The 11,783-nt window shown below is 43.3% G+C and carries 11 protein-coding genes; 3 read left to right on the top strand and 8 right to left on the bottom strand.

What is annotated here, in order from left to right:
- Nucleotides 1–11 precede the first annotated feature (11 nt).
- The 6 genes from smrA to OV592_RS14735 form a co-directional block, all read right to left on the bottom strand.
- Entirely contained in the window at nt 12–587 is a 576-nt protein-coding gene (smrA, locus tag OV592_RS14760; RefSeq protein WP_016404055.1) for a DNA endonuclease SmrA, read from the bottom strand.
- Nucleotides 588–659: 72 nt separating this feature from the next.
- Nucleotides 660–803: a DUF3149 domain-containing protein gene (locus OV592_RS14755; RefSeq protein WP_152779542.1), complete on the bottom strand. Its 144-nt coding sequence runs from the start codon at nt 801–803 to the stop codon at nt 660–662.
- A gap of 68 nt (nt 804–871) precedes the next feature.
- Nucleotides 872–1,747, bottom strand: coding sequence for a TraB/GumN family protein (locus OV592_RS14750; protein WP_406609107.1), 876 nt, complete (start codon nt 1,745–1,747; stop codon nt 872–874).
- Nucleotides 1,748–1,810: 63 nt separating this feature from the next.
- Nucleotides 1,811–2,644, bottom strand: coding sequence for an SDR family oxidoreductase (locus OV592_RS14745; protein WP_338621823.1), 834 nt, complete (start codon nt 2,642–2,644; stop codon nt 1,811–1,813).
- Nucleotides 2,641–3,309, bottom strand: coding sequence for a PilZ domain-containing protein (locus tag OV592_RS14740; protein WP_016404059.1), 669 nt, complete (start codon nt 3,307–3,309; stop codon nt 2,641–2,643). Before OV592_RS14740 ends, OV592_RS14745 begins: the two co-directional genes overlap by 4 nt.
- Nucleotides 3,310–3,678: 369 nt before the next feature.
- The gene (locus tag OV592_RS14735) at nt 3,679–3,897 is read right to left on the bottom strand and encodes a DUF1127 domain-containing protein (RefSeq protein WP_406609106.1); all 219 of its coding nucleotides are present in this window, start codon (nt 3,895–3,897) and stop codon (nt 3,679–3,681) included.
- Nucleotides 3,898–3,994: 97 nt separating this feature from the next.
- On the opposite strand from OV592_RS14735, the gene OV592_RS14730 reads away from it, so the two are divergent.
- Nucleotides 3,995–4,945, top strand: a complete 951-nt coding sequence (locus OV592_RS14730) for a LysR substrate-binding domain-containing protein (RefSeq protein ID WP_406609105.1) — start codon at nt 3,995–3,997, stop codon at nt 4,943–4,945.
- An 86-nt stretch (nt 4,946–5,031) separates the two neighbouring features.
- On the opposite strand, the gene OV592_RS14725 is transcribed toward OV592_RS14730, so the two are convergent.
- Nucleotides 5,032–5,766: a DUF3108 domain-containing protein gene (locus tag OV592_RS14725; protein ID WP_406609104.1), complete on the bottom strand. Its 735-nt coding sequence runs from the start codon at nt 5,764–5,766 to the stop codon at nt 5,032–5,034.
- Nucleotides 5,767–5,888: 122 nt separating this feature from the next.
- Nucleotides 5,889–8,561: a bifunctional acetaldehyde-CoA/alcohol dehydrogenase gene (adhE, locus tag OV592_RS14720; RefSeq protein WP_016402736.1), complete on the bottom strand. Its 2,673-nt coding sequence runs from the start codon at nt 8,559–8,561 to the stop codon at nt 5,889–5,891.
- A 567-nt stretch (nt 8,562–9,128) separates the two neighbouring features.
- Here adhE and OV592_RS14715 point away from each other — a divergent pair.
- Together OV592_RS14715 and oppB are read left to right on the top strand one after the other, a co-directional pair.
- Nucleotides 9,129–10,757 carry an ABC transporter substrate-binding protein gene (locus OV592_RS14715; RefSeq protein WP_406609103.1) on the top strand — a complete coding sequence of 543 codons (1,629 nt, stop codon included), beginning with the start codon at nt 9,129–9,131 and terminating at the stop codon, nt 10,755–10,757.
- A gap of 99 nt (nt 10,758–10,856) precedes the next feature.
- Nucleotides 10,857–11,777: an oligopeptide ABC transporter permease OppB gene (gene oppB, locus OV592_RS14710; RefSeq protein WP_016402738.1), complete on the top strand. Its 921-nt coding sequence runs from the start codon at nt 10,857–10,859 to the stop codon at nt 11,775–11,777.
- Nucleotides 11,778–11,783: the final 6 nt, after the last annotated feature.

Below are 11,783 nucleotides of genomic sequence, written 5' to 3'. Positions count from 1 at the left end.
TTGTTCCTAGCTTAGGCTAAACGGCGAGCATGACGCTCACGGTTATCGAGTTTTTGTAACTCACTTTTTTTGAGTAGTACGTAAATGGCGCCAGTACCACCGTGCATTGTTTGGGCGCTGTGAATGGCCAACACCGCGTCTATTTGCGGTAACCACTGGCTCACATAGCTTTTTAATAGTGCTGGTGGGTCACTGTTATGGCCTTTACCCGGAATAATTAGTGCGCTACGGATATTGAGCTTTTGGCATTGCTTAATAAAACTAATTATTTCGCTGCGGGCTTTTTCTAAGCGAAATTTATGTAAATCCAATTTGGCTTGAATTTCATATTTGCCTAAGCGTAGTTTTTTAAACACGCCTTGTTGTAAGCCTGACTTTTTGAAAGACACCACATCGTCGGGGTGCAGTAAGGTAACATTCTCTAAAGAAAGGTAGTCTTGAGATGTAGCAAGGTGCTCTGCAGCGGCCTGTTGTCTAGCTTTTTTGGCCGCTTCGTTAAGGCTGTCGCCAGCCGACACCACGGCATCTTGCTTTAAGGGTTTTATTCCAGCCACTTCCTGCTGGAACAGATCAAATTCATCAGACATAAAAGAACTCCTGAACAACGAAGTTCCTTCTTTATAGATGAGAGCAGACAGCGGTGCAACCGCTGCGTAAGCTTATTTTTGCTGAGGGTCGCTTTGGCGGATTTTTTTCAAGAAATAAAATGTATAAAATCCCATCAAAGCAATGGTGGTGGCAATCACCGTCACCGACATTAATCCAATGCTATTACCAAAGAGTAAGTCTAACCAAAGTTCCATTGCTAATACTCCTTTTAAGTAGGAGTAATTAGCATAAATTGCTCAAGGAAAGGTCAAATTGATGTTGGTCAATTTGTCGCCGGATCAACTTCACGGATTGAGTAACCCAGTTTTTTTAGCTCATTGAGTAAACCTTGTTCTCCATATAAGTGCATCGCACCAACTACCACAAAACTGGTATTGCTTAAGTTAGTTAGTTGTCGCATCCATTTGTGGTTGCGCTCAAATAGCAATTTCTCCAATACGTATTCGGCATCGTGTTGGAACATCGGGTCGTCCTCAAGTAATGCCAGTAGCTTTTGGTTCTCACCGTTATTCCAGTGGCTTACGAGTTGATTGAACATGCTAGGTACTTGCTCAAAGTCATCCAAGGTTTGCTCCAACAAAGGTACTTGAATACTGGCTAGGCTGCTTAAAGCTTCTATTTGCTCGGCAAAGCTTTCTAATTGATGGATCGAAAGCAGACTTTGTTGCGCCCGCTGAATGAAATGTAGATCAAGCCCTAACTCAGGCTCAAAGCCTAAGGCTTGCATTTGCAACTGGCTAAGTACCACTGCTACATACCAGGGCTGCATGTTGTCGAAAATAGAAGGTGAGATCCCAAGCTGTTGGCTGCGTAGCTTAAGTTGGTCTAAATAATCAGCACTTATTTTGTCAGCTAATTTCTCACCGCTCGGCAATTGGCTAGCGTGCTGCAATAGCTGTTGGTCGCTGCCGGAAACAGACGATACGTCCATTTCTATCACTAGGCGCTCACTGCGCTCAAAGGCATCAATAAAGGGTTTAGGCAAGGGATAAAATGCTTCGCTGCCTAGATGAATAGAGCCAAACAAGTAGAGCTGCTGCTGGTCTTTACTGGCTAGCCAAAGAGAGGGTTCTGCAGCTATTTGGCTGCTAGAAAACAGCAGCAATAAAGTGCTTAAGCGATTAAGCCAAGGTTTCATAGTTTATCCATGCTTAGGAACAGAAAACTACTTTAGCATGAGTCGCTTAGCTGGCGAGCAGCTTTAGCCTTTTTTAAGGATATTATCGAGCAATGAAACCGGTAATATTCGACGAAGCCAAGCAAACAAGTGGGTAGGGAAAGTAACGTAGTAACGCGCTTTAGGTGTTGGTTTTTCAAGTGCGTGCAATAGGGCTTTATACACCGCGCTAGCGGGCAGCGTGAATTTACTGCTTGGGCCTTCTTGCTCTAAGCGTTCTAGCGTTTTTTGGTAAGCGCTTTGGTGGCGAGTATTGTTGGCATCAATGTTTTGTTCAAAGGCGGCTTTAGCATTTTGCCTAAACAAGCTGGTAATCGGGCCTGGTTCAATGAGAGAAACATGTAGCGGGGTATTGGCTAATTCTAAACGTAGGGTATCGGTGTAGCCTTCTAGGGCGAACTTACTGGCGTTGTAGGCTCCGCGATACTTCATCGCCACCAAGCCAAGTACCGAACTGTTTTGAATAATCCGCCCGTGTTGCTGTTGTAACATATGAGCTACTGCTAAACGGCTTAAGTGATGCCAGCCAAATAGATTGGTTTCGAACTGTTGGCGAAGTGCTTGAGTGGGCAGATCCTCTAGCGCCCCTGGTTGACCATAGGCACCATTGTTAAACAAAGCATCTATTTTACCATTAGCTAAGGCTAGCGCTTGTTGCCAGCCTTGCTCAATAGAGCTTTCGCTATCTAGATCAAGTGTTACACATTGCAAACCACTTGTTTGTAGCGTTTTCACATCGTCGTCTTTACGGCAAGAGGCGATAACATTGTAGCCGCGCTGTTGTAATTCTTTGGCGCAATAAAGGCCAATGCCACTACTACACCCGGTGATTAAAATGCTGTTGATTGGTTTGCTCAAGCAATGCCCTGTATTTTCTTTTCGTAGGCTTTATCAACAAGTTGGTATTCAATTTGTTGATTAACAAGTTCGTAATCTTGAACAAATTGACAGCCCAGTGCAAATTCATTTCGCTCGTTAGGGGTATTTTTTATTTGGCAGGTAAGAATTACTGGCTCGTCGCGCTTAGGAAAGCGGGTTTGTAGCTGTAAGTTCTTGTCTTTTAATACATTGATATTGAACTTGTTGGCAGCGCTTGGCACAAACTTACAACCACGTTCAGAGATATCTTTTAGCACTCCACGTAACACGTGTTTTGAATCAAGGTGCAGGGTTGCTGGCTGATAACACTCATAACGGTCATATTTACGCAGTGGCATAGACATAACGTTTTGAGGATATTGCAAAATCATCCAACGAGCGGGCTCATTAATCAATGCCACAATTTCAGAGCGGAAGGCGATGAGTTTACCGTCCCAATGAAAGCGCGCATTTACTTCACAGCCTTCACTAATAAGATTGATGCCAGTGCTTGAATCGGCACCATTAAGGCGGCAAATAATGTAGCTCTTTTTGTCTACGCCTATCCAGTAGCCTTTGTAATCGGCTGCTTTTTTAAAGCGAGTGGTAATATTAAGGCTTAGTCCGCAGTTTGGCGGCACTTTGTGAAACTGTACTTGATCCATAAGGGTAAAACTTCAAATCCGTTTGTGCGATCATTCAGGTTCGACCACTTCGAAATGTGGTCAGTTGCGCAGATTCTAGCGGATTAATTGTCAAAAAAACATCTTGAAAACTCATTGGAGTGAACAAGTTTTATTAGCTTAAAAGTCAATAGTTGAAAGGCCTAGGTAAAGCTTAGTTACATCAACACCTTAGTATTAGTAGAGGCTCGAGAGCTTTTTAGCGTAGTTAGTAAGCAAGCTATTCTTCATCAAAAAGAATAGTTAGAGCGAGTTTAGAATAGGGGCTATTGCTTGCTTCAAGTCGCGCTAACAATTTAAAGCTAGGGCTAGTCAAGCTTTGGCAATACACCCCTATTGATTTAAGTGACGCTAAGACTGCCAAAATGATTTCTCGGCCTCTCGTAATGCATCTGCTCTACTCACCCCAATGTCTTTTAGCAAATAGTCGGGAAGCTTAGCTAATTCACGACGGCTTTTTCGGCGCGCCAATAGCATATCCAATTTACTAAGCATGTTGCGTAAGTTTAGTTTAGATGATGTTAAAGCTTGGTGTTGTTGGCTTGTCTTTGCTTGGTTAATGATATTCATAACAAAACTCCTTTAGGCTGCTGACGGTTAAAAAGTACGCTATATTGGAGCTCAGTGACAAACGACTTAAATTGACTCTTAGTTAAGGAAAACTTAAGTGAGCGACCGAATGCCTCCCTTGCAAGGGCTTTATTACTTCTATTTGGCTGCAGAAATGGGCAGCTTTAAAGCAGCTGCAGAAAAGTTATTTGTAAGCGCTGCGGCTATGAGCCAGCAGATCCGTCAGTTAGAGGAGAGAATTGATGTGCAGCTGTTTGAGCGTCAACATCGTAGAGTAGTGTTAACCGCTGAGGGTGAAACCTTGCATCATTACGCTAAACAAGCATTTAGAACCCTGCAGGACGGCGTTCGTCAAGTAAGCCTTGATCCCGATCCAAACAGCATGTCTTTGTCGGTGTTACCGTCTTTTGCCCAGCATTGGCTAGTGCCTCGGTTAGGTGAGTTTAGCCAACTACACCCAAATCTATCGGTAATGCTAATGCCAAAAAATAGTTTGATAGATTTTCGCCAAGATAGGGTCGATTTATGTGTGCGTTATGGCTTGGGAGATTACCCAGGTTTACATGCCGCTAAGCTAATGGATGATCATCTATATCCTGTTTGTCATCCATTGTATTTAGAACAGCATCCAGAGGTGTGTTTAAACGATTTGAGTAAACACACGCTGATTGATGATGCGAGGCCTGATATGAATTGGCAGTATTGGTTAGAGCTAGCTGGTTTTAACTCTAGTGTGCCCAAGGCTAACTTATTGTATCAAGGTGCTCATGTAGTGATTGAAGGCGCGCTAGCTGTTCAAGGTATCGCTTTAGTAAGGCACAGCTTGGCGTGGAAGTATATCCAACAAGGTTTACTGGTTAAGTTGGGCAATGTAGAAGTAAAACCTCGTTATCGTTATTACTTGGTAGCGCCAAAGCCTTATTTTAAACGAGAGAAAATAAAGCAATTTAGTGAGTGGATTAATCAGCAAGCTCAGCAGTTTTGGCTAGAGGGGGAGGCGCAGCGAAGTAAAAGCAAAATTGTTAACGCGCCACTAATAAAAAATTGAATTCAGCTCTATCTGCAGTAATAAGCCTTGTGATTAACAAGGCTTTATAATTGCAAACGCAAGGTTGGTTAGTTGCTAAGCTCTGCTTAGTTGTTAGCGGCTTGCTTAGCTAACATTGGTTTTTCTGGTTCAACAATATCAATGCGGGTGGCCTCTAGGGTAGCCCAGCTTTTACCGTTGCGGATAATTTCTGCTTTAACTAAGTGATAATCTAATTCAGGCGCCAACCATAGCCAGGTGCTGCGGCCTTCTCGTTTTTTCTGCTCCACCTTCAGCGCTTCAAAAGTACCGAGTATGGTTTCTACGGTTTCTTCGGCGACGACGGTGAAGCGGTAGTTATCCACTTCATCAATCACATTGTAGTGATAATCTAAATCTTTTAAGCCTTTCTTTAAGTCGTTTTGTAATTGCACCGAGAAGCCTGCTGCATCCATTAACTGGTGCACGTTGTCTGGGGCTTCAAAATGGTGTCTTTCACCATCAACATCAACGATTAAGCCGCCTTTACGGTCTGGGTGGCCGGTAACTCGTGTGGTGGAAAATAGGTTACTTTGTTTAAGTACAAAGCCTAAGGTTTTTACATCTTGTTGGTGATAGGTAAAACGAGATGTATCGTCGTATTTAAGGCCGCCAGCGAGGGCTGTACCAATACTTTTAATTTGAAAGGTATCGTTACCCAAATCAATCAGTTGGCGATAGCCTTTGGCAATGGGGATACCTTTAAAATCTGCGCGGTATTCGGCCTCAAAGGGCAGTACCTCAGCAATACTGGTGGTGGCAACTAACAAAGCTGAAAGTGCTATAGCTTTTGAATACGACATAACATTAACCCCAAACATCTTCGACTAATTATAGCCGCCATAGTATGACAAAGCTTAGCGCGAAAATGAAAATAAAAAAAAGGCTCCTTAAAGGAGCCTTAGTATTTAGTGCTATTTAGTGATTAAGCTTTTGCTTTAGTCGCTTTTTTAGCAGCTGGTTTTTTAGCTTTTTGAGATTCAGCTTCTGCACTATCTGCTGCTTCGGTGTATGGACGACCGTAGTAAGAATCAAGTAGAACTTGTTTCAATTCAGCAATTAGTGGGTAACGTGGGTTTGCACCAGTACATTGGTCATCAAACGCGTCTACCGCTAGTTCGTCAACTTTAGCTAGGAAGTCAGCTTCGTTCACGCCTGCATCTTTAATAGATAGAGGAATGTTCAATTCAACTTTCAACTCGTCTAACCAAGTTAGAAGGGCGTTAAGCTTAGTTTCAGTGTTACCTTCACGGAAGCCTAAGTGCTCTGCAACTTCTGCGTAACGAGCACGTGCCTTAGGACGGTCGTACTGAGAGAACGCAGTTTGTTTAGTTGGCGTGTTAGTTGCGTTGAAACGAATTGTGTTAGTTAGCAACAATGCGTTAGCCAAACCGTGTGGTACGTGGAACTCGGCACCTAGTTTGTGAGCCATTGAGTGACACACACCTAAGAAAGAGTTAGCAAACGCGATACCAGCGATAGTAGCAGCATTGTGTACTTTCTCACGAGCTACTGGGTCAGCTTTACCGTTTTGGTAAGAGCTTGGTAAGTATTCTTTAAGCATCTTAAGTGCTTGCAGAGCTTGACCGTCTGAGTATTCGTTAGCTAGTACAGAAACGTAAGCTTCCATAGCGTGAGTAACCGCATCGTAACCACCGAAGGCACATAGTGACTTAGGCATATCCATTACTAGGTTAGCATCAACAACAGCCATGTTAGGCGTTAGTTCGTAGTCAGCTAGTGGGTATTTCTGACCAGTAGTGTCGTCAGTTACAACCGCAAATGGTGTTACTTCTGAACCAGTACCTGAAGTAGTAGTAATACATACTAGTTCAGCTTTTGAACCCATTTTAGGGAACTTGTAAATACGTTTACGGATGTCCATAAAGCGCATTGATAGGTCTTCGAAGTCAGTTTCTGGGTGCTCGTACATTACCCACATGATCTTTGCAGCATCCATTGGTGAACCACCACCAACAGCAAGAATTACGTCTGGCTGGTAGTTGTGACAAGCTTCAGCGCCTTTCTTCACAATAGACAGAGTAGGGTCTGCTTCTACATCGTGGAATACTTCAACTTCCATGCCTTTCTCTTTAAGGATGGCACGTAGGTCGTCGATGTAACCGTTGTTGAATAGGAAGTTATCAGTAACAACCATTGCACGTTTCTTGCCGTCTAGGTCGTCCATTGCGATTGGTAATGAACCACGACGGAAGTAGATTGACTTAGGTAGTTTATGCCACAACATGTTCTCAGCTCGCTTCGCAACAATTTTCTTATTGATAAGGTGTTTTGGACCCACGTTTTCAGAAATCGCGTTACCACCCCAAGAACCACAACCTAGCGTTAGAGAAGGTGCTAGTTCGAAGTTGTAAAGGTCACCAATACCACCGTGAGAAGAAGGCGTATTGATAAGAATACGTGCAGTCTTCATTTTGTCGCCAAAGTAAGCGATACGGTCAGCGTTTGCGTCTTGGTCTGTGTAAAGTACAGACGTGTGACCAACACCACCGATGTCTAATACGATACCAGCTTGGCGAACAGCGTCTTCAAAGTCTGTCGCTTTGTAAACACCTAGAGTTGGAGATAGTTTCTCGTGTGAGAACTCGTCATCGTAAGATGCTTCTAGGCCTTCACCGATTAAGATCTTAGTTGCTTTTGGTACAGTTACGCCAGCTAGCTCAGCAATTTTGTATGCTGGTTGGCCAACGATTTTAGCGTTAAGCGCGCCGTTAATCATAAGTACTTTACGTACTTTATCTGCGTCTGCTTTGCTTAGTACTGCTGCGCCGTATTTAGCGAAACGAGCAATGACTTCGTCGTACTTAGATTCAACAATGATAGCTGCTTGCTCAGAAGCACAGATAACACCGTTATCAAAAGTCTTAGACATAAGAATAGAAGAAACAGCACGTTTAACGTCTGCAGTTTCGTCAATTACTACTGGCGTGTTACCAGCACCAACACCAATAGCAGGCTTACCTGAAGAGTAAGCAGCTTTAACCATACCTGGACCACCAGTTGCAAGAATTAGCGCGATGTCTTCGTGCTTCATTAGTGCGTTAGATAGTTCTACAGAAGGAGTATCAATCCAGCCAATAATGTCTTTTGGCGCACCAGCAGCGATAGCAGCATCAAGTACTAATTTAGCCGCAAAGTTAGTTGCGTTTTTAGCACGTGGGTGTGGAGAGAAGATACAACCGTTACGCGTTTTAAGGCTGATTAGCGCTTTAAAGATAGCGGTAGAAGTTGGGTTAGTGGTTGGTACGATGGCACAAACAATACCTACTGGCTCAGCGATAGTAATAGTACCGCCTTCGTCGTTACGTTCGATAACGCCACAAGTTAGAGTATCTTTGTATTTGTTGTAGATGAACTCAGAAGCGAAGTGGTTTTTGATCACTTTGTCTTCCATTATGCCCATGCCAGACTCTTCAGCCGCCATACGAGCTAGTTCAATACGTGCTGTAGAAGCAGCGAGTGACGCAGCGCGGAAAATCTTGTCCACTTGTTCTTGGCTGTAAGATGCGAATTCAGCTTGCGCCGCCTTCACTCGAGCAACCATTGCGTTTAACTCATCAATATTACCTACAGGCATCCTGTTCTCCTCATTTAAACTAAAACTAATTAGTAAACCAACACTGATAGTTCAATCCGCCTCAGTATAGACCGTAAATCACCGTTCTAGTGGTTTAGTAATTAACTTTCACCAGCAATTATAGGTAGCCCTTTAGTGGTACAACTTGATCCAGATCATGTGTTGCTAAGTTACAAATGTAAAAAAATCACGAAATATTTTCGGCTAATTTTACAGAATCAATCAGTATTCAGGCAAAAAGTGTAAATTTTTTACCAATTTTGCTACTCCGATCAAATTTGTAGTTTCTTCTCAATTTATCTACGTTAACAGTAAGTTTTGATGTTTTTTTAGATGCTAGCTTAACCTAGTGAATTAACAATAAAAACCCAATAATTCTTGAGAATAATCAGGAATCTTCACTAACAAAAGGCAACTTATTATTTGTTGTTTATTTGATTCGGGTGTAGCATCTGGCGTTGATGTGCGTTTTATTAGAATATTGTACTGATTTAATATTCATGTAAAGTGAATGGAAATTTCACAAACGGCCTAGTTATAGCCAAATGTGTCAATATGGAGATGAAAATGAAAACTGCTAAAACTTTAGCTGCCAGCCTCGTTAGTGCTGCGATCCTAAGTTCTTTCACCACTGCCTCTTTTGCTGCTGATGTTCCCGCTGGCGTTAAACTTGCCCCAGTACAGGAACTAGTACGTGGTAACGGCACCGAGCCTGCTTCCCTAGACCCTCACAAAACCGAAGGCGTGCCAGAATCTAATGTGATTCGTGAGCTACTTGAAGGTTTGGTAAATCAAGATGGCGACGGAAACCTGGTACCTGGCGTGGCAGAATCTTGGGAAACTGAAGATAACCTTACCTTCGTATTTCACCTTCGCAAAGATGCAAAATGGTCTAATGGCGATGCATTAACCGCCCACGATTTTGAATATAGTTTCAAACGCGCAGTTGATCCAAAAACCGCAGCGCCTTATTCGTGGTATCTAGAAATGACCACCATGGTAAATGCAGCAGACATTATCAATGGCAAGAAAGACGCCTCTGAATTAGCAGTTAAAGCTCTTGATGACTACACCTTAGAAATTAAACTAGAGCAAGCCCTACCTTACTTTGTTGCGATGACGTCGCACACTACGCTGAAGCCTGTGCACAAAGCTACTGTTGAAAAGTTCGGTGATAAGTGGACTTTACCAGCTAACTTTGTGGGTAACGGTGCTTACAAAGTATCTGAATGGGTAGTGAATGAAAAAATCGTTATGGAGCGTAACGAAAACTACTGGGATAACGACAAAACCGTTATCAACAAAGTGACTTACCTACCAATCGAGAACCAAGTTACTGACATGAACCGCTTCCTAGCGGGCGAAATTGATATGACTTACGAAATGGCTAACGAGCACTTTAAGCGCATGCAAAAAGAGCAGCCAGATTCGTTAAAAGTAACGCCTTACTTATGTTCTTACTACTACGGCTTTAACAACAAAAAAGCACCATTTGATGATGCTCGCGTACGCAAAGCGTTGTCTTACGCCATTGACCGTGACGCAGTAGCTAAGTTTATCGTGGGTAAAGGTGAGCTACCTGCTTACAACTTTGCACACCAAAAAGTGGCTGGCCTACAAGTAGATACGCCAGATTACGCTACTTGGTCGCAAAAAGAGCGTAATGCAAAAGCTGCTGAGCTACTAGCCGAAGTAGGTTACGGTAAAGACAAGCCACTAGAGTTTACTCTGTTATACAACACTAGCGAAAACCACAAGAAGATCGCTATTGCAGTAGCTTCTATGTGGAAGAAAACCCTTGGTGTTAAAGTAAACCTAGAGAACCAAGAGTGGAAAACTTTCCTAGATAACCGTCGTAACGGTAACTACGATGTAACCCGCGCCGGCTGGTGTGGTGATTACAACGAAGCGTCAACCTTCCTATCGTTAATGCAGAGCAATAACGGTAACAACGACCAGTTCTACAACAGCCCAGCTTACGATGGCTTTATGAATGCAGCTATGTCAGCGGTTGATGATGCTGTTCGTGGCGATAACTACCGCCAAGCAGAGGCACAACTTGCTCAAGACATGCCACTTGCTCCAATCTACCACTACGTAAATGCGCGTTTGGTTAAGCCAACAGTTGGTGGCTACCCAATGAACAACGCCGAAGACAAAATTTACACTAAAGATCTATACATTATTGCCAAATAGTTGATGGTCTTTTGTAAGGCACCTTATGCTTAAGGTGCCTTATTTTGTTGTTAGCTACGCTAATTCAATTACAGCAATAAACATAAGCTGGAAAATCGAATGATTAAGTTCATCTTAAAACGAATGCTAGAAGCAATACCTACGCTGTTGGTATTGATTACTATCACCTTCTTTATGATGCGTTTTGCCCCGGGAAGCCCATTCTCTGGTGAGCGCTCACTTCCGCCTGAAGTATTAGCCAATATCGAGGCTAAGTACGGTTTGGATAAACCGGTACTGGAGCAATACTTCTCTTACTTAGGCAATTTGGCACAAGGCGATCTTGGGCCATCATTTAAATACAAAGACTACACCGTGAATGAACTTGTGGCGCAAGCCCTGCCGGTGTCAGCAAAAATCGGCTCTATTGCCTTTATCTTTACAGTGTTGATGGGGGTGTCTGTAGGCACGCTGGCAGCACTAAAACAAAACACCTGGATGGACTTTAGCATTATGTCCACGGCAATGGCCGGGGTGGTGATGCCCTCCTTTGTATTAGCGCCCACCTTGGTTTATATCTTTGCGATTAAGTTGCAATGGTTACCCGCAGGGGGCTGGAATGGGGGGCAGTGGCAATACATTATTCTACCCATGTTAGGCATGTCACTACTTTACGTGGCCTCGTTTGCGCGGATTATGCGTGGCAGCATGATTGAAGTATTAAGCTCTAACTTTATCCGCACTGCCAAAGCCAAAGGTTTGCCATATCGTTACATTATTGTACGCCACGCGCTGCGCCCAGCTTTGTTACCAGTAGTGTCTTACATGGGCCCAGCTTTTGTTGGCATTATTACTGGCTCGGTAGTGATTGAGACCATTTTTGGCTTGCCTGGTTTTGGTAAGTTGTTTGTGAATGGAGCGCTTAACCGAGACTACTCCTTAGTGTTAGGTCTCACCATTTTAATTGGTACCTTTACCATTGTTTTCAACGCGATTGTAGACATCTTGTATGCCTTCATCGATCCGAAAATTCGCTACTAGGAGGCT

Source organism: Agarivorans sp. JK6, assembly GCF_045277145.1.
GTDB lineage: Bacteria > Pseudomonadota > Gammaproteobacteria > Enterobacterales > Celerinatantimonadaceae > Agarivorans > Agarivorans albus.
Note: the sequence above shows the minus strand (reverse complement) of the source record. Positions and strands in the feature narration are given on the sequence as shown.